Origin of the sequence: Bradyrhizobium sp. 21 (genome assembly GCF_023073335.1) — a bacterium.
GTDB lineage: Bacteria > Pseudomonadota > Alphaproteobacteria > Rhizobiales > Xanthobacteraceae > Bradyrhizobium.
Map to the genome: position 1 here is coordinate 21,233 of NZ_JADPJG010000002.1, position 21,416 is coordinate 42,648.

Sequence of the window (21,416 nt, forward strand, 5' to 3'; positions counted from 1 at the left end):
ATGAGCACAAGCACGACGGGGACGGCCGGCACCTCCGAATTCAAGCCGGCACTATGGACATCGGGCGACTGGAACGCGTTTTTCGGCTTCGGCACCAACATCCTCGTCAACATGCTGGTGCTCACGGGCCTGCTTCGTTTCGTTTTGAAAATGCCGGACAGTCTCGTGTTCGGCCGCATCCTGCCCGCGCTCGGGCTGATGATGTGCCTGTCGACCTTCTATTATGCGTATCTGGCCTATAAGCTCGCGCAGAAGACCGGCCGCAACGACGTCTGCGCGCTGCCCTCGGGCGTCAGCGTGCCGCACATGTTCATCGTCACCTTCGTGATCATGCTGCCGATCACGATCAAGACCGGCGATCCCCTCAAGGGCTGGTCGGCCGGCCTGGTCTGGGTGTTCTTCCAGAGCTTTATTCTCATGATCGGCGGCTTCATCGCGCCGTTCATCCGCAAGATCACGCCGCGCGCCGCCCTGCTGGGCACGCTCGCCGGTGTTTCCGTCACCTTCATCTCGATGCGGCCGGCGCTCGAAATGTACATGACGCCGCAGATCGGCCTGGTCTGTTTCGCCATCATCCTGGTGAGCTGGTTCGGCGGCGTGAAGTATCCGAAGAGCATTCCGGCGGGCCTGATCGCGATTGCGGTCGGCATGGTCATCGCCTGGGGCTCGAACCTGTTCGGGCTCAATCTCGGCGGGCTGAGCATCAAGGGCGTCGGCGATGCCTTTGCCAGTTTCGGCTTCTCGGTGCCGATCCCCGCGGTGGGCCAGGTCTTCTCCGGCTTCGAATTCCTCGGGGTCATCCTGGTCACCGCCATTCCCTTCGGTATCTATGACCTGGTCGAGGCGATGGATAACGTCGAGAGCGCGGAAGCGGCCGGCGACGAATATCCGACCACGCGGGTTCTGACCGCGGACGGGGTCGTCAGCCTGATCGGCTGCCTGATGGGCAATCCCTTCATCAACGCGGTCTATATCGGCCATCCCGGCTGGAAGGCGATGGGCGGCCGCATCGGCTACTCGGCTGCAACCGGCATCATGGTGGTGGTGCTGGCCTGGTTCGGCATCATCCCGGTCCTGCTGGCGCTGGTGCCTGTCGTCGCGATCTCGCCGATTCTGCTCTATATCGGCATGCTCATCGGCGCGCAGGCGTTCCAGACCACGCCGGTCAAGCACGCCCCCGCGATCGTGCTGGCGCTGACCCCGCATCTTGCGGCCTGGGCCAAGCTCCAGATCGACACCATGCTGGGCTCGACCATGAATGCGGCTGCGACCGTCGGCGGCATGGCCGCCGACAAGGCCGACGCGGTCAAGACAGCCGCGATCGCAGCACTGCCGCAACAGGGCGTGTTCTACCACGGGCTAGAGATCATGGGCGGTGGCTCCATCCTCGGCGGCCTCATCCTGGGCGCGATCGGAGTCTTCATCATCGAGCGTGACTTCGAGAAGGCCTCGGCGTTCGCCTTGGTTGGCGCCGTGCTCACCTATTTCGGCTTCATGCACGGTGAGTCCGTCGGCATCGGCGGAGGGTTCGGGGTCACGCCATCCGTCGCCTTCGCCTACGCCGTGGTGGCCGCCGGACTGTACGTTCTCAGCCGGCGCACCAGCGAACACTACGTGCCGCACGCGGAGATGTCGGCGGCTCCTGCGGAGTAACTACCCGCCCTTGACGGCACCAGCGGTTAGCCCGGCGACGATCTGTCGCTGGGCTAATACGGTCAGCAGCAACACCGGAAGGGTGACGATCAGCGCGGCCGCCGCCAGCGGACCCCAGCTCAACTGGTCGAACGAGATCATGTTGTAGACGGCGACGGGCAAGGTGCGCGTCTCTCGTCCTGCCAGCACGATGCCGAACACAAAATTGTTCCAGGAGAAGATCACGGCCAGGATGAAGGCGACCGCGATGCCCGGCCGCGCGATCGGCAGTGCGACGTGGCGAAAGACCTGCCAGCGCGTGGCGCCGTCGATCAGGGCGGCTTCCTCCAGCTCCATCGGGGTGGTCTCGAAATAGCCGATCATGATCCAGATCACGATCGGCACCGTCACGACGAGGTGGATGATGATCTGCGGCACCAGCGTACCCAGCAATCCCAGCCACTGAAACAGCAGGAACAGCGGGATCAAATAGGACAGACCGGGCGTGATGCGGGCGATCAGGATCACGATCGCGGATTTGTGCGCGGCCATGCGCGCGATGCCGTAGCCGGCGGGGACGCCGACGATCAGCGCAAGCAGCGTCGCGCTGCCTGTCACGATCAGGCTGTTCACGAAATAGGTCATGAAGCGGTTAGAGGCGAGCACGTCGGCATAGTTCTTCCAGGCGATGCGCTCGGGGATGAACACCGGCGGGTAGGCGGCGTTGTCGACTTCGAATTTGAGCGACAACGAGGCCATCCAGAGGAAAAACAAAATCGCCGGCGACACGATCACGAGCACCGAAAGCCAAAGGCCGATCCGGCCGACGATCTGACGCAGATTGATATGGCCTGGATTCATGCGCCGCTCGTGATTTCGGTCCACAGCATGCGCTGACGGGCGTAGAGCATCACGGCGGCGAGCAGGATTATCAGCAGGAAGAACACGACCGCGATCGCCGAGCCGTAGCCGAGATCGTAATAGGTGAAGGCGACGCTGTAGAGATAGATATTGATCGTCTCCGACGCCGAGCCCGGTCCGCCCTGCGTGATCGCGAAGATGATGTCAAAGCTCTTCACCGCATCGATCATGCGGATCATGCCGGCGATGAACAGAAACGGCATGATCAGCGGCAGGGTGATGAAACGAAACACCTGCCAGAGGCTGGCGCCGTCGATCTGGGCGCTCTCGTAAGGCTCGCTTGGGATCGCAGCCAGGCCGCCGAGCACGATCAGCATGACCAGCGGCGTCCATTGCCAGGTCTCGACCAGCACCAGCGAGGGAATGACGGTTGCGGGATGAAAGACCCAGAGCTGTGCGGGGATCCCGACCAGCGACAGCAGGTAATTCAGCACGCCGAGCTGGGGATGGAACATCATGGTCCAGACCAGCGCGATCGCGACCGGCGTCGCCATCATCGGCATGATGAAGACACCGCGCAGGAAGCCGCGGCCGGGGAATTTCTGGTGAAACACCACAGCGGCGAACGTGCCGAGGATCAGGGGCAGCACCACCGACAGCAGGGTGTAGACCATGGTGTGGCCGACCGCCTCGAGGAAGCGCGGATCGCTCGTCAGCCGCAGGTAGTTGGAAGCCCCGACGAAGGTGGTCGCCGACCCGACCTTCCACTCGTTCAGGCTCATCCAGATGGTGAAGACCCACGGGAAGATGATGATGGCGAGCACGACGACCAGCGCCGGCACCACGAACGGCCAGTAGGACGGCGGTCGCAACGCCTTCTCCGGCGCGGCATCGGACTGTGCCGCGGCCGGAGTCGATTGTGTCAACGCACTCACGCTTTTTCGCTGCGCTCCAGGATCGGCCGGTACTGGTCGTTCGCCTTCTTCAACTCGGTCGCGGGATCGGCGCCTGACAGGGTCGAGGTCAGTGCCGCGCCGACGATGTCGCGGAATTCGGCGACGGGGATCACGACGGGCAGGCCGAGCTTGCTGATCTTGCCGGAATCGATCACCGACTGCAGCCATTCCCTGGGCATCTTCACACCGCTTTGGACCTCTGCATCGTTCAGGATCGAGTTGCGGAACGGCACGCCACCGCCGGCCTGCAGCAGCCGCGCGCCCTGTCGCTTCGAGACGGCCCATTGGCAGAGCAGATAGGCGGCCTCCTTGTTCTTGCTCGCGGCGGCAATGCCGATGCCGTCGCCATAGGTGGCCGAATATTGCCCCTTCGGTCCGGCAGGCACGACCGTATAGCCGACCTTGCCGACGACGCGGGAGGCTGCCGGATCTTCCAGCGGCGGCGCCCATCCGACGCCGTCGATCCACATCGCCGAACGTCCTTGCGTGAACGAAGCCATCGACTCCATCCAATTGAAGCCGGCAACGCCGGGCGGGGCGACCTTCGTCAGCAGCGTCTGGTAGAGTTTCGTCGCGGCGATGGCTTCCGGACCGTCGGTCAGGATGTTGCCCTTGGCATCGAGGAATTCGCCGCCATAGTTGAGGAAGAAGTTGGTCCACAACGTCATGTTGGCGTTGCGCAAGCCGCGCCCGACGAAGCCGTAGATGCCTTCCTTGGCATCGGTGAGTTTTTCGGCGGCCGCGACCATTTCGTCCAGCGTCTTGGGCACCGCGACGCCCTTCTTCTGGAACAGCTCCTTGTTGTAGTAGAGGATGAAATAGTCGACCGACCAGGGCAGTGACAGCATCTGGCCCTTGTCGTTCCTGGCGTATTGCAGGCCGGCGACAGAAAAATCGCTCTCGATCAGGTCCGGCGCAGTCAGCGTCGGATCCTTCAGGAATGGCGTCATGTCGGCGAGCCAGCCGCCCTTCTCGAACTGTCGCTTCTGCACGTGATAGCTGAGATGGACGACGTCGAAGCTCGGACGGCCGGAAGTGAGCTCGATCACGACCTTCTGGCGCTGCTGCTGCTCGGGAATCTGCTCGGATTCCACCTGGATGCCGGTGAGCTCGGTGAACTCCTTGATGTTCTTCTGCAGGTTGTCGCCGCGCGGACCCTTGGCGAGAATCACCTCCAGCTTGGTCCCGGCGTATTTTTTCCAATTGACCTCGGCGCGCGCCGGCAGTCCGGTCAGGCTGAGCGCGCCGGCCGCGGCTGTGCCCGTCAACAGCGTACGGCGCGAGATGTTGAGGTTGGCCACTTCAAGTCCCTCCTTCGATTCATTTTCTTTGGGAGGGATACTAGCGGCCGTGCCACGCCTGCCTAGTCCTAATCTTGTGGACTCAGGGACGCACCGCGGGTGTTTCCATCTGCAGGCCGCGCGCCCGTGACATCAGATAAAGCTCGAGCGCAACCAGCTCGGGCGCGCCGTAATCATAGGCCTGGGCGCGGACGCCGCTCATGCAACTGCGCAGCCGCCGCTCCAGCGACCCCAGCGTCTGCCATTCCAGCCGGTAAAGCGGATAGCCGGTCGGCTGCCCCTGCGTGACCGGTGCGCCGGCAAGATGCTTGCTGTAGTTGTCGTCGTGGCAATTGGTGCAGGCGAGGTTGAGTTGACCCTCGCGCTGCGTGAAGAGGTCGCGGCCCTGTGCGACGAACGGCTTGAGCTCTGGATCGTCGCCGGTGGTGATCGCGACGCCGCGGGACTGGTGAGCGATGAAGGCCGACAGCGCCAGCAGGTCGCGGCTCTCATAGGGCAGCGGCGTCGCCTGCTGATGATTGCTGCGGCAAAGATTGATGCGCTGGTCGAGCGTGACGGGGCGCGTCAGCGCCTTGTCGAAGGCGGGATAGCGCGCCGCGACGCCCTTCATGCTGCTGCGGGCATCGCCATGGCAATCAGCGCAGGCTTTCTCCGCGCTGCCGGTCTTCTTGCCCCACAGCGTTTCGCCATCGAGCACGAACAGCATGCCCGGATTTGAGGTATCGTCGTCCTGCATCGCGCGCGTGTCGGGGCCCATGAAAGAATAGCCGGAGCGGCGCGCATCGGGCGGAATTTCACCGGCGAGCAGGGCAGGGGCTGCGGCCAACAATGTTGCCGCCGCTATCGCGCGCCAAAAGATCATTCGACCGTGATCGACGCCGATGCGCTCGACGAATAGCCGTTGTCGCCGATCCACTCGAATTCGAACTTGCCGCTTTCCTTCGCGACGGTGAAGAAGGACAAATATGGGTTCGCAGCGATCGCCGGGAAGAGATCGGCGCGAAAGACCTCGGTCCCATTGTAGCGGCAGGTGAAACTCGTGATGATGTCGCGCGGCACCAGCGCGCCGTCCGCGGTGTGGCGGAAGCCGGTTTCCATGATGTGCGAGGTCAGGGTGCGAATCTCGATGATGTCGCCACGTTTGGCTTTTGCCGGAACATTGATGAGCGCGGCCATCAATTCATCTCCTCGGTGCAGGCGGCCAGCGTCACGACGATTTCGGCCGTGACCTGCCAGAACGTGTCGTCGGACAGGCGCGCGATCGCCACCACCTTCTGGGTGTCGGCAAGGCGGATCCGGGTCGAGATTTGGGCGCGGCCGGACGAAGGGCCGAGATGGAAATTGCCGACGTTCGGCTGCGGGTTCTTCTCGTTGAAGACGTGGATGCTCTTGACGTAGTCGTCCGCCGTCATTGGGCTGGCGACGCTCACCGTCATCGGCACCGTGTTGCCGTTCTCGACCAGTGGCGGAATGTCGAGCTTCACCTTGCCGGTGCGTACCGGTGCTTCACCGACGACGTTGCGGATCGCGGTCGTGAGCATCGCCGGTGTCGCCTCGAGCGGCCGCAGGGTGACGATCGGGATCGACCCGGCGGCCGCGACGCCGCCGGCGATGCTCAAGAATTGTCGTCGCGTGGTGGGCATGAACAGTCCTAGTCCCGAAGCGTTGCAAGAAAGGCCACGATGTCCTCGATCTCCACCGCCGATAAGATCGGCTTGCCGGCGAAATTGCGCCCGACGCGCACGAAGTGGTCGTTGCGATAATAGGACGGCATGATGGTGTCCGGATTGAAGCGCGCCGCATCGACCAGTCGAAGCCGCAACTGGCTCGCTGACCAGCGGTTCCCGGAGCCGGTGAGATCAGGTGCAAGGTCGCCCTGGAACCGTGTCTCCGTGAAGGGCCCGGAATGGCAGAGGATGCAGGTCGTCGTGCGCGCGAGCACCAGCGCGCGGCCACGCGCGGCATCGCCGGGCGCGCCGGTGAGGGAGGCGGGAATGCCGTCGCCGACGATTTTGTAGGAGGTGAGTTCCTCTGCGCTCGCGACGGTGGCGGGTGCAAGGGTTATGGTGACAAGCGCAGCGAAAATCGAGCAGGTGTGAGAAGTGAGATCGAGCCACGTGCCCGTCTTACCTCTCCCGCTTGCGGGAGAGGCCGCGAAGCGGCGGGTGAGGACTCTTTCCACTCGGGGGGTCTCGCGCGTGGAGACACCTTCTCCCCAGCCCTCCCCCGCAGGCGGGGGAGGGAGCGCACCGCGTTCGTGGCGACAGCTTGGTCCGATCATGTGCTAGCCGAACGTGTCCGCCGTGATGGTTTGAAACCAGCGCTCGGCTTCAGTCGCCTCGCGGGCGCGCAGTTCGCGCGGGGCATCGACCGGGCTGGTCGAGCCGCCCTCGACCTCGGCGAAGATGTCGCCCTTTGGCTGGTAGTTGCCGGCGAGTGAAAAGCCGTAACCGGGGGCGGCGATGTTGTAGCAGACGCCCGTCAATCGCGGCGCCTCCGGCGCTCGGCCGGCAAGCAGGTTCACGATCGCGGCGGCGCAAGCCTTGCCTTGCGCGCTCGCGGCCGATGCCGATTTGGGAATGCCGCCGCCGAGGCAGGCATCGCCGATGACGTGGATGTTCTGGACGAGTTTTGACTCGAAGGTAACAGGGTCGATCGGGCACCAGCCGGTCGCATCCGTGGCGCCCGCGATCCCGGCGATGCGCCCGGCACGTTGCGGCGGAATGACGTTGGCGACGTCGGGGTTGTAATTGCCGAATTCGGTGACGATGGTCCTGGTCGAAGGATCGACGGAGGTGACGCGGCCGCCTTGCGACAGCGCGATGCGCTCGATCATGTCGCCGTAAAGCTCCTTCCACGCCTTCTCGAATAGCCGCTGCTGGGAGAAACTGTCTTTGGCATCGAGGATCAGGACTTTCGAGCGCGGCTTCGTCGTTTTCAAATAATGCGCGATCAGGCTGGCGCGTTCGTAAGGCGCGGGCGGGCAGCGCGAGGGATTGGCTGGAATTGCGATGGCGACCGTGCCGCCGTCCTCCATCGCTTCCAGTTGTCGGCGCAGCAGCAGCGTCTGCGCGCCGGCCTTCCAGGCGTGCGGCATCTTGTCCGATGCAGCGTCGTCGTAGCCGGGCAGGGCTTCGAAGTGAAAGTCGATGCCGGGCGAGAGGACCAGACGGTCATAGGGCAGCGCAACGCCATCGGCCGTCAGGACGCTGCGTTGCTGCGGCTCGATCGTGGTTACGGCCTGACTGATCACGGTGACGCCCTCGGCGCCGAGCGCGTCATAGCCAAATTGCTGAGCTTTGATGTCGCGCAGGCCGGCAATCACCTCGTTGCTGAAGGGGCAAGAGGTGAAGACCGCATTGGGTTCGATCAGGATGACTTGCAGATTTTCCTGCGCGCGCTTTAGCGCGCGGGCGCAAGCAGCGCCGCCAAAGCCGCCGCCGACCACGACAACGCGCCCCGTTGATTGGGCGCGCAGGATGGAAGGTACGGTGAGCGTTGTTGCCGCGGTGATGCCGATGATGGCATTCCGTCGTGTCACCGGCGTATTCATGGTTATTATCCGGAAAGTGTACCGCGGCGGCCATTACGACCGCCGCGGCGTGGCTCAGGCGAAGGTGATGTTCTGGTCGCGCAGCGGCACCGAGCGGATGCGTTTGCCCGTGGCCGCGAAGTAGGCGTTGAGCACCGCCGGCGCCGCGACGCCGATGGTCGGCTCGCCGACGCCGCCCCAGAATCCGCCGCTCGGCACCATCACCGATTCCACCTTCGGCATCTCGTTGATGCGCATCGAATTGTAGGTGTCGAAGTTGGTTTGCTCGATCTTGCCGTCCTTGACGGTGCAGCCGCCGTAGAACAGCGCGGAGAGGCCATAGACGAAGGAGCCGGCGATCTGCCGCTCCACCTGTGCCGGGTTGACGACGTAGCCGGGATCGGTGGAGGCGACGATGCGATGCACCTTGATCTTGTTGCCGTCGCTCACCGAGATTTCGGCGGCGCCGGCGACATAGCTGCCATAGCCCATCACCTGCGCGATGCCGCGATAGACGCCCTGCGGCGCCGGCGTGCTCCAGCCGATCTTCTCGGCGACCGCGTTGAGCACCGCCAGATGCTTGGGGTGATTGCCCATCAGCTTGCGGCGGAATTCGAGCGGGTCCTGGCCTGCGGCCTGGGCCAGCTCGTCCATGAAGCACTCCATGTAGATCGCGTTGTGATTGACGTTGACGCCACGCCAGAAGCCGGGCGGAACGTGCGGATTGCGCATCGCATGCTCGACCAGGAGGTTCGGCACCGAATAGCCGAACGCGGCCTCGCCGGATTGGGCGACGCCCTGGAACGCCGCCGGATCCATGCCGTTCTGCAGCGCTTCGGGGCGCAGCGAGAACAGGATCGATTGTCCGGACAGGCGGTAGTGCAGGGCCACGAGGTTGTTGTCGGCATCGAACGCGCCGGTCATCTTGCACTGGGTGATCGGGTGATACCTGCCGTGCGCCATGTCCTCTTCGCGCGACCATAACAGCTTGATCGGCGTGCCCGGCATCTCCTTGGCGATCGTGACGGCCTGGCGGACATAGTCGGTCTGACCGCGCCGGCCGAAGCCGCCGCCCGGCATCACCTTGTAGACGTCGCACTTCTCCGCCGGCAGGCCCGAGGCCTCCAGCACCGCCGCGAAAACCGCCTCGCCATTCTGCGTGCCGCACCAGACCTCGCATTTGTCCGCCGTGTAAACCGCCGTGGCGTTCATCGGCTCCATGGTGGCGTGGTTCTGATAGGGATAGCTGTAGATGGCCTCGATCTTCTTGGCGGCACCGGCAATCGCCGCTTTGGCGTCGCCGTTCTTGTTGCCGACATAGGCCGGCTGCGCATTGTCGAGACCTTCAGCCAGCCATTTCGCAATCGACTCGCTCGAGACCTTGGCGTTGTCGCCCTCGTCCCAGACGATCGGCAGCGCTTCCAGCGCAGTCTTGGCGTGCCACCAGGTGTCGGCAACGACCGCGACCGCGGTATCGCCGACCTTGACGACCTTCTTGACGCCTTTCATCCCGGTGACCTTGGCTTCGTCGAAGCTTTTCAGCTTGCCGCCGAACACCGGGCAGTCCTTGATCGCGGCGTTCAGCATGCCCGGCAGCTTGACATCGATGCCGTAGATCATGGTGCCGGTGGTCTTGTCGGCGGTGTCGAGCCGCTTCACGCCCTTGCCGATCAGCTTCCAGTCCTTGGGGTCCTTCAGCTTGACGTCGGCCGGTGGCGTCAGCTTGGCCGCGGCCTCGGCGACCTTGCCGTAGGTCGTGGTCTTGCCCGACGGCGTATGGGTGATGACGCTGTTGGCGGCCGTGCATTCGGACGCCGGCACCTTCCATGCCTCGGCGGCGGCCTGGATCAGCATCACGCGCGCTGTGGCGCCGCCCTTGCGGACATAGTCGTGCGAGGAGCGGATGCCGCGGCTGCCGCCGGTGGAGAAATCGCCCCAGACGCGCTTGCGAGCGACGCTCTGGCCGGGTGTCGGATATTCGGTCGAGACCTTCGACCAGTCGCATTCGAGCTCCTCGGCGACGAGCTGGGCGAGACCTGTGAGCGAGCCCTGGCCCATCTCGGAGCGGGCGATGCGGATCACGACAGTGTCGTCGGGCCGGACCACGACCCAGGCGCCGATCTCGGGCGAGCCGTCGGCGGCGCGTACTATTGCTGGGCCGCCGAAGGGGATGTCGAGGCCGATTGCGAGACCTGCGCCGACCGCGGCGGTGCCGATGACGAAGGCGCGGCGGTTCATTCGGGGAGAGACATGCTTGTTCATGTGGCGGCTCCTTACGCGCTTGCGATCGTGTGGATCGCTTCGCGCACCTGCTGGAAGGTGCCGCAGCGGCAGATATTGGTGATGGCCTCGTCGATGTCGGCGTCGGTCGGCTTTGGCTTCTCGGTGAGAAGCGCCGCCACCGCCATGATCATGCCGCTCTGGCAATAGCCGCATTGCGGCACGTCCTGGGCGATCCAGGCTTCCTGCACCTTGTGCAGCGAGCTGGCTGAGGCGAGCCCCTCGATCGTGGTGATCTTCTTGCCCACGGCCTCGCTGACCGAAACCCCGCAGGAGCGGGTGGCGACCCCGTCGATGTGAACGGTGCAGGCGCCGCATTGTGCAATGCCGCAACCATATTTGGTGCCGGTCAGGCCGGCATTCTCGCGGATTGCCCACAGCAGCGGCGTATCCGGCTCGACGTCGAGTGTGAAGGTTTTTTCGTTGATTGTAAGGTTTGCCATCGCAGTCCCCTGATTGGTCCAATCCACCGATTGGACTCAGGGGCGCAATGTGTCCGGCAAATTGGAACTGTTCAAATCAATAGTCCGAGGGGTGGCCGTCAACGAGGCTGGTATGGGCAGGGAAGAATGTCGCACTCGCGGTGTTGCGGCGTGTGAATGGCCGTGCATGGCCGCAGCGCTTGGCCGCAGCGAATTCATTTGACTAATAGGGGGCGTTGTACAACCTTTGCGTTTGATGGATTATTAGTCCATCCTAAGGGAGAAGCGCCATGGGTCGCATCGTTACAATTGATCTCGAAAAAGTTCTTGCGTCAGGTACCGATCTCAAAGCCAAGTCACCTGCCGGACTCACGTCCCATGCGGATCTGCTCGGTCTTGCGAGCGACGTCGCCAAGGATCCGGTGTCTTACTTGAATAGCGTGGGCGTTCAGCTCGACGACCAGACCGCGTCGATGCTGCGGGGCAAGCTGGCCTCGCGCAGCGGCGGCGTCCAGGCCGGCACGATTCATATCGACATCCCAATCTGATCCGGCTCGGTACATTTTTCGTCGGCAGATCATGATGGCCGGCTGACCGGTTCGCCGGGCAGCCGGGATATGGGGTCGTCGGCCATGGCGCTCGGCGCAGAATATTTATCCGATTTACGTGCGGCCAGGGTGACGCCTACCAATCTTGTTCTGAATGTCACCTTGAAATGCCCGCTCAAATGTTCGCACTGCTGCTTTTCATCTGACATGTTTCACGGCGGCCATCTCTCCGCCGCTGACGTTCATCGCTGCATTCAGCAGGCTGCGGAGATACCGTCGATGGAGATCGTGCATTTCGTCGGGGGCGACCCGATGCTGCATGCGGACATCGTTGCCGACGCGGTGACGCTGGCCGCATCGCTGGGCTTGCGTGCCGGCATCACCACGAGCGCGTTCTGGGCCAAGTCCCCCGCGCGCGCGACGGCGGCTGTTCGCCAATTGCGCACCGCCGGTCTCACTGAAATGACATTGTCTTATGACGATCCGCACGCCGAATTCGTGCCGCTGAACTTCATCGCCAACGCGGTCGCGGCGGCGCGGGGGTGCGGCCTGTTGCTCAGGATCGCGGTGGTGGTCGAGGCGGGTTCGAAGATCACCGCCGCCAGCCTGCGCGCCGACCTTGGCCTTCAGGACGAGCCCGGAATCAACATCTATGAGACGGTCGCCAACTCCACCGGGCGCGGTGAGGGCACGGACGAGGACACGCAGGCGGGGCGCGTTCACCATGCGTCGGCATATCGGGGGCCCTGCGAGTCCGTTCTCCACACGGTCACGGTCGATCACGACGGCGGCATCCGGCCCTGCTGCGGTGTGCTTCCGCACTACGACTCCCTGAAGGTCGGCCACATCGCCGAAGAGGGGATCGAAGCCGCCATGCGGGCAGCCGCCGACGATCCGCTCTATCGATGGATCAGGCTCGAAGGGCCGGTCGCTATTCTCGCCGCCGTCACGGCCGACGATCCCGCGCCGATGCGCGTGGAGGATTTCGACGGCATCTGCACCGCCTGCGATCGTATCTTTCGCTCGCCAGAACTGCTGGCGCGCGTGCGCGCCGCCGCCGAAGCGCGGCGCAGCCAGATCGAGACCTGCGAGATCCTGCTGGACCGGCAGGCCGGGCCTGCGAACGTCGTGGCGGTCCAATGAGCGTCGATGTGCTCTTCTGCTCGGCGCCGGTGATGTCCGTGGTGCGTCCGTCGGCTGCGCTCGGCCTGTTGCAGGCGCTGTTGCGGGAGAAGGGTATTCGTGCCGAGTCGCTCTATCTCAATCTGGTCTTCGCTGACCGGATCGGGCTCGATCTGAACGAGCAGCTCGCGGAGAAGCTGCCGAGCCACCTCCTTGCGGGCGATTGGCTGTTCGGCGACTGCCTGGGCACGCGGCCCGACCGGTCGCAGGCGCTGCGCCATATCAGCGAGCTCGGTGTCGCGATCGAGCGCAAGGGGCTCGCACAGCTTTACGAGATCCGCCGCAACCTGATCCCGTCCTTCGTGGCGGAAGCGGCCGACCGGCTGCTCGCACGCAATCCCAAGATCATCGGCTTCACCTCGATGTTCGAGCAGACGGTCGCCTCGCTGGCGATCGCGGCTGCGGTCAAGGCGCGTGATCCGTCCGTCGTGATCTGCTTCGGCGGCGCCAATTGCCACGGGCCGATGGGCGCAGTGCTGCTGAAGAACTTTGCGCAGATCGACTATGTCTTCAACGGCGAGGCCGACAATGTGTTCGGGCCGGCCGTCGAGGCGATCCTGCGCGGAGAACAGCCTAGCTGCATGCCGGGCTGCCTGTGCCGCGACCAGCCTCCCTCCGGGGTGGCCGTCGGACCGACCGCGATGGATGCGCTGCCGATCCCCGACTACGCCGACTATTTCGCGCAACTGGCCGAGCTGTCCGAAGCCGCGCGCGTGCGCCCCTCCATTCCGTTCGAATCCTCGCGCGGCTGCTGGTGGGGCCAGAAGCACCATTGCACTTTCTGCGGCCTGAACGGGGAGGGCATGGCGTTCAGGGCCAAGTCTGCGCCGCGCGTGCTCGACGAGATCGAGACGCTGCATGCGCAGTTCGGGATCGGCCGGTTCGCCGCGACCGACAACATCCTGGGCATGAGCCACATCGACGGCGTGCTGGGCAAGCTCGCAGAGCGCCCGTCGCGCGGCTTTCGCTTCTTCTACGAGATCAAGGCCAATATGGACGAGGCGCAGCTCGAGAAGCTGGCGCTCGCGGGCGCGGTCTGGTTGCAGCCCGGCATCGAGAGCCTGTCCGATCCGGTGCTGCATCTCATGCGCAAGGGCGTGAGCGCCCTGCTCAATCTGCGTCTCCTGCGCAACTGCCGCGAGCTCGGCGTCGGCCTCGTCTGGTCGATCCTGTACGGATTTCCCGGCGAGCCGCGCGACGCCTACGACGCCGTCGCCGAAATGGCCCCGCTGCTCGAACATCTTCAGCCGCCGGTCGGCTGCGGCCGTATTCGGCTCGACCGGTTCAGCCCCAATTTCGAACGTGCCGCCGCGATCGGTTTTTACAACGTGACGCCGATGCCGGCCTACGGCGCGATCTACGACGTCCCCGACGAGGATCTCGCCGACCTTGCCTATTTCTTCGAAGGCGACGCGCCCGAGGCCGCGCGCGAGCAGGATTTGGTGGCGCTGAAGGCCGCAAGTGCGACGTGGCGCGCGCGATGGTTCGACCAGCCCTTCGCCCCGCAGTTGACGATGACGGCCGTCGGCGCCGCTCATCTCGTCAGCGACACGCGGGCATGTGCGCTTCAGCCGTTCTATTGCCCGACACCGGTCGAGATCGCCATACTCAATTGGCTGCGCAATCCCTCCACCCGGCCGAACTCCGTCGCGCAGTTCGCCGGTCGTTTCGACGCGGCATCGATCGAGGCCGCCATGGATGCGCTTCTGATGCGGCGGTTCGCGATCGAGATCGACGGCAGGATGTTGTCGCTCGTCACCGAGGCCGGTCGAGAGATCTTCGATGCGGAGGCCCGGGCCGAGTTTCCGCTCGGCTTCGTGCTGCCGCGCGGACGTGCGGCGGTTCAGGATGACGAAGGCGAGCGATATGCAAGCTTGACGGACGTCCGCGATGAACCCGTGGTGCTTGAGCAGGTGGAGCCATGACCGTCGAAGTCCGCCCGCTCGGCGACAAGTGCAACATCAAGTGCCGCTACTGCTATCAGGAGGGCATCCGCACCGCCGGCAATGTGCCGACGCGCTACGATCTCGATGCGATCATCGCGACGCTGGACAAATTGGCGGAGCCGTTCAGCCTGTTCGGCGGCGAGATCATGTTGACGCGTCGCTCCGATCTCGAACGCCTGATGCAGCTCGGATTCGACCGCTATGGCGGCGTCGGCATGCAGACCAACGGAACGCTGATCGAAGAACGCGACATCGAGCTTTTCAGGAAATACCACGTGCGCATCGGCATCTCGATCGACGGGCCGGGGCCGCTCAACGATGCCCGCTGGGCCGGCAACCTGCCGGCGACGCGGCGTGCGACCGCGCGCATCGAGGCGGCGATCGAGACGCTGTGCCGGGAGGGCATGCCGCCGAACGTGATCGTGACTCTGAACCGGATGAACGCGGCGCCGGATCGGTTGAACGTGCTGTGCGCGTGGATCGGATTTCTCGGCGGCATCGGTGTGCGCAAGTTGCGCCTGCATCTGCTGGAGCAGGACGAAACGGAAGCCGGCGAGGGCCTCGCTCTCACCGCGCAGGAGAACCTTGTCGCTCTGCGGCGCCTCAAGCGGTTCGAGCAGGAGCTGCCATCAGTTCAATTCGACATCTTTGCCGAGATGGCGGCGATGCTCGGGGGAGACGACGCCCAAACCTCGTGCGTCTTCCACGCCTGCGATCCCTATGCAACCCGCGCCGTGGTCGGCGTCGAGAGCGATGGCCGGCTCGGCAATTGCGGCCGCACCAACAAGGATGGCGTGACCCATATGCGCGCCGGCCGCGAGGCTTTCGAGCGCCAGCTCTCGCTTTACCGCACGCCGCAGGCCGATGGTGGATGCCAGGGGTGCCGGTTCTTCCTCGCCTGCAAGGGCAATTGTCCGGGCACCGCGATCGGCGGCGACTGGCGCATGCGCTCGATCGATTGCCCGGTGTGGTTCGGTCTGTTCGAGGACATCGAGACCGAACTGCTCGCGAACGGAGAAACCGCGATCAGCCGGTCGGAGCGCCGGTCCGATCTCGAAGCGAAGATGATCGCGGCCTGGTCGATCGGTGACAATCCGACCTTGCATTCGCTGATCAAGCAGGCGGGCACACCATGACGGCCGCGCTGCTGACATGTTCGTTGACCTGGCCCCGTCCTCCGCTTGCGGCCACACCGCGCGAAGCCGACATCGCCAAGGCGGCCGCGCAGCGCATCAGTTTCAGCGGCCCGCAGACGCGCGCACTCTGGCAGCCGCGTCTCGAGCGTCTCGGCGAGGTGGCGCTCGCAATCGAGCTGGAGATGGTCCGTCGGAAGCGCATTCCGGCGGCAGTGCTCTGGACCGGCCATGATGGCATCGGCGCCCTGACGGAGCGGGCCCGCTCGATCGGACTCGACGCCAAGCCGATCAAGGCGTCGCTCGGTTATGCCGCCGACTGGCCGCTTGAAGCGTCGATTGACGACCCGAAGCGACTGCTCGACTATGCCTTCCTGATCGGCGCTGCGCCGCTCGATGCATCGATCGCCGAGCCGGCGGCCGATGGCCTGGAGCAAGCGGCGATACGGTTCGGCTATCCTCCGTGCTGCGCAAAATCGTGGGCGGACTACCTTCGGCAGGGTGGAAGTGATCCGCTGGCCCGCCTGCTCGCACGCGGGCACAAAACGGCCGTGCCTGCCTACGTCGCCCTGGCGGTGCTGGGATTGGGACCAATAAGGCACGGGCCGTGCGCGGCGGATTGTTCCGCCACGCGCGATCAGTCGCGCGCGTTTCTCAATCTCGGCCGCGAGTTGGGATTCGCCGAGGAAATGAGCTGGCTCGACGAGATCGCGGATTGGCCGGTCGTTGCGTCGCTGGTCAATGGCATCGCCGAGGTCACGACGGCTGCATTTCGCTGCACGTGGCTGTCCGACGAGGACACATCGCCGCGTCACGGCACAGCGGCGACACGCCCGGCAAAACGCGTGGGGGCAGCAGCCGCGACCGTGAAGTCCGCGGATAGCGCCGACATCCTCACCGAACTCGGAGTCGGATTTGAAGCGGCCGGCTTCGAAAATCCTTTCGCCATGCGCTCGCGCTTCAGCACCGTGGTCTGGGAGCAGACCGCGGCGCTGCGCCGCGCTGCATCGGCCGTGCACGTCGGATGTGGCGATGGATTGTTGCTGGAGCTGATCTCCCAGACAAAGCCAAGGCTGAGATTATATGGCACCGAGCAAGATGCCGCGGCAGCAGGGGCCTCGCGCCGGCGCCTCGGTGCGTCATTGCCGGTGCTTAGTGGACCCAGCATCGAGGCGCTTGCGGCGTTGTCGCGTCTTGCGCCGGACGGCATCGATCTCGCCTTCGTCGATCCGGAGCGGCTTGACTGCCGCGAAGCGCTTGCCGCCGTCCGCGCGATCGCGAGATCGGTGATCGTGATCGGCACCGACCGCTCGCTGCACCGGCACAAGGACATGGATACGCTTGCCGTAACGATGGGGCTTGCCTTGCTGCCCGGGCGCGCAGGGCGTGTGTCCGCGGCCCTCTCGGCGCCGAGTGGTCGCCCGCACTGACCGGTTCGAAGGAGAACTCGCCATGGACGCGACATCGATTGACTGGGAACGCACGGCACGTCCACAGGCCGACGGCTACGATACCGCCGTCGCCCTCGGCCTGGTCGAAACCGAGTCGACGCCGTGGCGGCCGCTGCCTCCGCTGCGGCCGCCGGTAGGCGACGCGCCGGCCATTGCGGAAGGCAGGGTTGCGCTGCGCACCGAGGATCCCTTGCTCCCCGCGCCGCGGTTTGTCCCCGACGCGCAAGCCGTCGCGGCAATGGAGCAGGCGCTCCACTACGTCGGCCGCTGGCCGCTCGCCGCGAAGCAATGGCCTGATATCGTGCACACCGTTCAGTGCTACCACGACACCGAGCAGCCGACCGAGGGGCCCGGCCGTCTCGGCTCGGCCAGCCATTCGGTCGATGCGCGGTTCGGCGTCATCGGCCTCACGGTCAATTGCCCACTCGCGATCGCGCAGGCGATCGTCCATGAAATGGCCCATCACAAGCTGAGGGCATTCGGCGTCGCCAATGAGAATGCGATCCGGATCATCGGCAATCCGCAAGACGAGCTTTATCCCAGCCCGATCGTGGTCGACCGGCCGCGTCCGATGACGGCCGTCCTGCACGCGCAATATTCGTTCATCCACGTCACCCAGCTCGACGTGCATATGCTCGAACAGGAAGACGATCCGCAAGTCCGCAGCGACATCCGCGCGCTGCTCGCGCGCAATGCCTCCCGGATGGAGCAGGGGTTCGAGACATTGCGGCAGCACGCCCGCACCGACGCGGCCGGCTGCGACTTCCTCGGCGCGTTCTTCGCCTGGTGCAGCGACGTGCTGGCAAGCAGCCGGAAGATGCTGGCGACCGAGCGTTGCTGATCGGCCCGCCGCGCCGCCGGCCGGGTTCCAGGCGCCAATCCTCGGCTTGAGGCGACGTCCGGCCGCGAATGCCGGTTCCGGGCTCGATCATCGCTGCGTTGCGGCGACAGTTTGTCTCGTTTGCCGGGGTGCAAGACGGGGGCGCTCTGTTACACTGGGGGCAATGACCAAAGGAGTTCCATGAACGTGCCGAGCCCCTGCAACGTGCTCATGCTCTATCCGCTCTTCACGGCGGAGTCGTTCTGGAGCTTCGGCGAATCCTGCAAATTGATGGGCGTGAAGCGCCCTGCGGCTCCCCTCGGCCTGATCACGGTCGCGGCGATGTTGCCGAAGGACTGGACCGTCCGGCTGATCGACTGCAACACGCAACCCTTCGACGACGACGACCTCGCCTGGGCCGACGTCGTCTTCACCGGCGGCATGCTGCCGCAACAGGCCGACACCCTGCGCCTGATCGAGGTGTGCCGCGCGGCCGGCAAGCCGGTGGTCGTCGGCGGTCCCGATCCCACCTCGAGCCCTCACGTCTATGAGAAGGCCGACTTCCGCGTGCTCGGCGAGGCCGAGAGCGTGATCGACGAATTCATTGCAGCCTGGGACAGCGGCGCGCGCGTCGGCGTGTTCACGGCGCCGAAATTCCAGGCCGACGTCACCAGCACGCCGGTGCCGCGTTTCGACCTGCTCAAATTCGAGGACTATCTCTATCTCGGTGTGCAGTATTCCCGCGGCTGCCCGTTCACCTGCGAGTTCTGCGACATCATCGAACTCTATGGACGGGTCCCGCGGACCAAGACGAATGCGCAGATGCTGATCGAACTCGACAGGCTCTACGACATGGGCTACCGCGGCCATCTCGACTTCGTCGACGACAATTTCATCGGCAACAAGAAGTCGCTGCGGCTGTTCCTGCCCCAGCTCGCCGAATGGCAACGCGCGCACGGCTATCCCTTCGAATTGTCGACCGAGGCTTCGGTCAATCTGGCCGACGATCCCGAGCTGTTGGATTTGATGGGTGCGGCCAATTTCTTCGCCGTCTTCGTCGGCATCGAAAGTCCGGATCCGGCGACGCTGGTCGCGATGCGGAAGAAGCAGAACACGCGTCGCAACATCGCCGAGAGCATCCACAAGATCTACGGCGCCGGGATGCTCGTCACCGCCGGCTTCATCGTCGGCTTCGACAACGAGAAGGTCGCGATGGCGGATGCCATGGTCGACTTCATCGAGGAGGCCGCGATTCCGGTCGCCATGGTCGGCCTGCTCTATGCGTTGCCGAACACGCAGCTGACGCGTCGTCTCGCCAGCGAAGGTCGGCTGCACGCGGACCACGATCTGGCATCGACGACGGGCGGCGATCAATGCACCGGCGGAATCAATTTCGATCCGATTCGCCCGCTGCGCGACATCCTGACGGACTACAAGACGGTGCTGGAGCGCGTCTACAGCCCGGCGGCCTATGCCGGCCGTGTCGATCGCTTGATGACGCTGCTCGACCGTTCCAGACAGCGCCACGAGCTGGTCGAGGGCGATATCCGCGCCAGGGTCGGCGCGATGGAGACCGTGCACCGTGTGGTCACCGCCATTCCGGAGGCGCGCGGACCGCTCTGGCAAACCTTCATGAACAGCGCCAAGCGCGATACGTCATCGGCACGAATCGCCGTGCAGATGATCGCGGCCTATGCGCATCTCGGACCGTTCTCGCGCAAGGTCATCGATGCCATCGATGCGCGTCTCGCCGAACTCGACGACGAGACGGTCATCCCGGCGGCGACGATCGACGTGACGGCGGCCCGACATCTGGCCTGAGGTCTACTTCACTGCCAGCCGCAAGAAGCTCATCACGCTGCCGAGCGCGGCAAAGCCCGCGCCGAGTGCCAGCGCGACGATTGCACCTTCGTGACCGGCGAGCGCGAAGCAGAGCGCGGCGAGCGCCGCACCCGTCGTCTGTCCCGTCAGGCGCGCGGTGGCAACGATCCCTGAGGCGCTGCCGCTGCGGTGAGGTGGTGCGCTCGACATCACAGCCTTCATGTTCGGCGCCTGGAAGAAGCCGAAGCCCATGCCGCAGATCACCATCCGCCAGATGATGTCGGGGATCGCAGGATTGGCCGGCAGCATCGCGAGCAGCGCCATGCCGAGGCCGAGCAGCACCAGCCCGATGCCGCCGAGCAGGCCGACGGCGTGGCGGTCGGAGAGGCGGCCGGCGATCGGCGCCATGATGCCGACCACCAGCGGCCAGGGCGTCATGAAGAATCCGGTCTCGACCTGCGAACGCCCGAGCACGTCCTCGAAATAGAACGGCAGCGAGACGAAGGCGAGGCCCTGCACCACGAAAGAGCAGACCGCGGTTGCGGCCGACAGCGCGAACATCGGCCGGCTGAACAGGTCGATCGGCAGCATCGGCGCCGGATGATCCGCATGGCGGCGCGTCAGGATGAAGCCGAGCACCAAAGCGGTGATCAACTCGACGCCCACGACGACCGGCGAGAGATTATGCGCGGCGCTGCCGATGCCGGTGATGAACAGCCCGAGGCAGGCCGACGCAAGGATCGCGCCGAGAAAATCAAAGCCGTGATCGGCGCGCGGCGTCTTCGGCAGCATCGCAAAGCCGATGCCGATCGCGACAAGGCCGAAGGGGATGTTGACGGCGAACAACCACGGCCACGGACCGACCGCGAGGATGGCGGATGCGATCGACGGCCCGATGGTGAAGGCCGTCGCGACCACCAGCGCGTTGTGGCCGAAGCCGCGGCCGAGCATGCGGCCGGGATAGACGAAGCGCACCAGCGCGGTGTTGACGCTCATGATGCCGCTTGCACCCAACCCTTGCAGGGTACGCGCGACCAGCAGGCTGTCCAGTGACCACGCCACGGCGCAGAACAGCGAGGCGATGGTGAACAGGATGAGGCCGCCGAGATAGATGCGCTGGTGCCCGACGATCTCGCCGAGCGCACCGAGCGGCAGCAGCGTCGCCACCAGCGCGATCTGGTAGACATTGACCACCCAGACCGACTGCTCCGGGGTGACATGCAGATCGGCGGCAATGGCGGGCAGCGCGATGTTGGCGATCGCAGTGTCGAGCGAGGCCATCGCCAGCGCGGTGAAGATGGCGGCGATGGCCCAGCGCCGCTGCGCTGGTGGCAGGCCGTCGGAAACGGTGTGGTCGGGCTCTCGCGCGGCTGCAGGTAACGTGATTGTCATTGCGTTAGCGCGTTGCTCCGGCGGCGTGGCTATAGGGACTCGGCATGTACTACGGCCACGCCGGCTTCCACAGGCATATGCTTGCATGCAGTGTATGCGCGAAGGCTGGGCGATGAACCTGCGCGCTGGCGTATGATTG

At 64.9% G+C, this 21,416-nt stretch carries 19 protein-coding genes; 8 read left to right on the forward strand and 11 right to left on the reverse strand.

Going from position 1 to position 21,416, the window contains the following annotated elements; genetic code table 11:
- Positions 1–1,653: a regulator gene (locus IVB31_RS00105; RefSeq protein WP_247317164.1), complete on the forward strand. Its 1,653-nt coding sequence runs from the start codon at positions 1–3 to the stop codon at positions 1,651–1,653.
- Here the strand turns inward: IVB31_RS00105 and IVB31_RS00110 are convergent, their stop codons facing one another.
- The 10 genes from IVB31_RS00110 to IVB31_RS00155 form a co-directional block, all read right to left on the reverse strand.
- Positions 1,654–2,478, reverse strand: coding sequence for a carbohydrate ABC transporter permease (locus IVB31_RS00110; RefSeq protein ID WP_247319302.1), 825 nt, complete (start codon positions 2,476–2,478; stop codon positions 1,654–1,656).
- Between the two features lie 11 nt (positions 2,479–2,489).
- Complete coding sequence (locus IVB31_RS00115) at positions 2,490–3,428, reverse strand: sugar ABC transporter permease (protein ID WP_247317166.1); 939 nt, start codon at positions 3,426–3,428, stop codon at positions 2,490–2,492.
- Entirely contained in the window at positions 3,425–4,750 is a 1,326-nt protein-coding gene (locus IVB31_RS00120) for an extracellular solute-binding protein (RefSeq protein WP_247317168.1), read from the reverse strand. Before IVB31_RS00120 ends, IVB31_RS00115 begins: the two co-directional genes overlap by 4 nt.
- An 82-nt stretch (positions 4,751–4,832) precedes the next feature.
- Entirely contained in the window at positions 4,833–5,612 is a 780-nt protein-coding gene (gene soxA, locus IVB31_RS00125; RefSeq protein ID WP_247317171.1) for a sulfur oxidation c-type cytochrome SoxA, read from the reverse strand.
- A complete protein-coding gene (gene soxZ / locus IVB31_RS00130) occupies positions 5,609–5,926 on the reverse strand; it encodes a thiosulfate oxidation carrier complex protein SoxZ (protein ID WP_247317175.1) in 318 nt (105 codons plus the stop codon). Before soxZ ends, soxA begins: the two co-directional genes overlap by 4 nt.
- A complete protein-coding gene (locus IVB31_RS00135) occupies positions 5,926–6,393 on the reverse strand; it encodes a SoxY-related AACIE arm protein (RefSeq protein WP_247317177.1) in 468 nt (155 codons plus the stop codon). The genes soxZ and IVB31_RS00135 overlap by 1 nt, the downstream gene beginning before the upstream one ends.
- 8 nt (positions 6,394–6,401) lie before the next feature.
- Positions 6,402–6,836, reverse strand: coding sequence for a sulfur oxidation c-type cytochrome SoxX (soxX, locus tag IVB31_RS00140; RefSeq protein ID WP_247319306.1), 435 nt, complete (start codon positions 6,834–6,836; stop codon positions 6,402–6,404).
- 198 nt (positions 6,837–7,034) lie between these two features.
- Positions 7,035–8,303, reverse strand: coding sequence for an NAD(P)/FAD-dependent oxidoreductase (locus IVB31_RS00145; protein WP_247317179.1), 1,269 nt, complete (start codon positions 8,301–8,303; stop codon positions 7,035–7,037).
- Positions 8,304–8,357: 54 nt separating this feature from the next.
- A complete protein-coding gene (locus IVB31_RS00150; RefSeq protein ID WP_247317180.1) occupies positions 8,358–10,544 on the reverse strand; it encodes a molybdopterin cofactor-binding domain-containing protein in 2,187 nt (728 codons plus the stop codon).
- 11 nt (positions 10,545–10,555) lie between these two features.
- The gene (locus IVB31_RS00155; RefSeq protein ID WP_247317182.1) at positions 10,556–11,005 is read right to left on the reverse strand and encodes a (2Fe-2S)-binding protein; all 450 of its coding nucleotides are present in this window, start codon (positions 11,003–11,005) and stop codon (positions 10,556–10,558) included.
- A gap of 269 nt (positions 11,006–11,274) precedes the next feature.
- Between IVB31_RS00155 and IVB31_RS00160 the strand changes: the two genes are divergently transcribed.
- The 7 genes from IVB31_RS00160 (at position 11,275) to IVB31_RS00190 (ending at position 19,885) form a co-directional block, all read left to right on the forward strand.
- Positions 11,275–11,532: a hypothetical protein gene (locus IVB31_RS00160; protein WP_247317184.1), complete on the forward strand. Its 258-nt coding sequence runs from the start codon at positions 11,275–11,277 to the stop codon at positions 11,530–11,532.
- 84 nt (positions 11,533–11,616) lie between these two features.
- Positions 11,617–12,675, forward strand: a complete 1,059-nt coding sequence (locus IVB31_RS00165) for a radical SAM/SPASM domain-containing protein (RefSeq protein ID WP_247317185.1) — start codon at positions 11,617–11,619, stop codon at positions 12,673–12,675.
- Positions 12,672–14,639 (forward strand): RiPP maturation radical SAM C-methyltransferase, encoded by a 1,968-nt coding sequence (locus tag IVB31_RS00170; protein WP_247317187.1) that lies wholly within the window; start codon positions 12,672–12,674, stop codon positions 14,637–14,639. The genes IVB31_RS00165 and IVB31_RS00170 overlap by 4 nt, the downstream gene beginning before the upstream one ends.
- Entirely contained in the window at positions 14,636–15,796 is a 1,161-nt protein-coding gene (locus tag IVB31_RS00175; protein WP_247317191.1) for a radical SAM protein, read from the forward strand. The genes IVB31_RS00170 and IVB31_RS00175 overlap by 4 nt, the downstream gene beginning before the upstream one ends.
- Complete coding sequence (locus tag IVB31_RS00180) at positions 15,793–17,223, forward strand: hypothetical protein (RefSeq protein ID WP_247317194.1); 1,431 nt, start codon at positions 15,793–15,795, stop codon at positions 17,221–17,223. Before IVB31_RS00175 ends, IVB31_RS00180 begins: the two co-directional genes overlap by 4 nt.
- Before the next feature lie 22 nt (positions 17,224–17,245).
- A complete protein-coding gene (locus tag IVB31_RS00185) occupies positions 17,246–18,085 on the forward strand; it encodes an HEXXH motif-containing putative peptide modification protein (RefSeq protein WP_247317197.1) in 840 nt (279 codons plus the stop codon).
- Positions 18,086–18,265: 180 nt separating this feature from the next.
- Positions 18,266–19,885, forward strand: coding sequence for a B12-binding domain-containing radical SAM protein (locus IVB31_RS00190; protein ID WP_247317200.1), 1,620 nt, complete (start codon positions 18,266–18,268; stop codon positions 19,883–19,885).
- 3 nt (positions 19,886–19,888) lie between these two features.
- Here the strand turns inward: IVB31_RS00190 and IVB31_RS00195 are convergent, their stop codons facing one another.
- Positions 19,889–21,277: an MFS transporter gene (locus tag IVB31_RS00195; protein ID WP_247317204.1), complete on the reverse strand. Its 1,389-nt coding sequence runs from the start codon at positions 21,275–21,277 to the stop codon at positions 19,889–19,891.
- Positions 21,278–21,416: the final 139 nt, after the last annotated feature.

What these genes read in the sequence shown, in the direction of transcription:
- soxA (WP_247317171.1), bottom strand. Translation starts at nt 5,612, where the DNA reads ATGATCTTTTGGCGCGCGATAGCGGCGGCAACATTGTTGGCCGCAGCC.
- IVB31_RS00185 (WP_247317197.1), top strand. Translation starts at nt 17,246, where the DNA reads ATGGACGCGACATCGATTGACTGGGAACGCACGGCACGTCCACAGGCC.
- IVB31_RS00170 (WP_247317187.1), top strand. Translation starts at nt 12,672, where the DNA reads ATGAGCGTCGATGTGCTCTTCTGCTCGGCGCCGGTGATGTCCGTGGTG.
- IVB31_RS00150 (WP_247317180.1), bottom strand. Translation starts at nt 10,544, where the DNA reads ATGAACAAGCATGTCTCTCCCCGAATGAACCGCCGCGCCTTCGTCATC.
- IVB31_RS00195 (WP_247317204.1), bottom strand. Translation starts at nt 21,277, where the DNA reads ATGACAATCACGTTACCTGCAGCCGCGCGAGAGCCCGACCACACCGTT.
- soxZ (WP_247317175.1), bottom strand. Translation starts at nt 5,926, where the DNA reads ATGGCCGCGCTCATCAATGTTCCGGCAAAAGCCAAACGTGGCGACATC.
- IVB31_RS00160 (WP_247317184.1), top strand. Translation starts at nt 11,275, where the DNA reads ATGGGTCGCATCGTTACAATTGATCTCGAAAAAGTTCTTGCGTCAGGT.
- IVB31_RS00165 (WP_247317185.1), top strand. Translation starts at nt 11,617, where the DNA reads ATGGCGCTCGGCGCAGAATATTTATCCGATTTACGTGCGGCCAGGGTG.
- IVB31_RS00105 (WP_247317164.1), top strand. Translation starts at nt 1, where the DNA reads ATGAGCACAAGCACGACGGGGACGGCCGGCACCTCCGAATTCAAGCCG.
- IVB31_RS00155 (WP_247317182.1), bottom strand. Translation starts at nt 11,005, where the DNA reads ATGGCAAACCTTACAATCAACGAAAAAACCTTCACACTCGACGTCGAG.
- IVB31_RS00145 (WP_247317179.1), bottom strand. Translation starts at nt 8,303, where the DNA reads ATGAATACGCCGGTGACACGACGGAATGCCATCATCGGCATCACCGCG.
- IVB31_RS00135 (WP_247317177.1), bottom strand. Translation starts at nt 6,393, where the DNA reads ATGCCCACCACGCGACGACAATTCTTGAGCATCGCCGGCGGCGTCGCG.
- IVB31_RS00180 (WP_247317194.1), top strand. Translation starts at nt 15,793, where the DNA reads ATGACGGCCGCGCTGCTGACATGTTCGTTGACCTGGCCCCGTCCTCCG.
- IVB31_RS00175 (WP_247317191.1), top strand. Translation starts at nt 14,636, where the DNA reads ATGACCGTCGAAGTCCGCCCGCTCGGCGACAAGTGCAACATCAAGTGC.
- IVB31_RS00190 (WP_247317200.1), top strand. Translation starts at nt 18,266, where the DNA reads ATGAACGTGCCGAGCCCCTGCAACGTGCTCATGCTCTATCCGCTCTTC.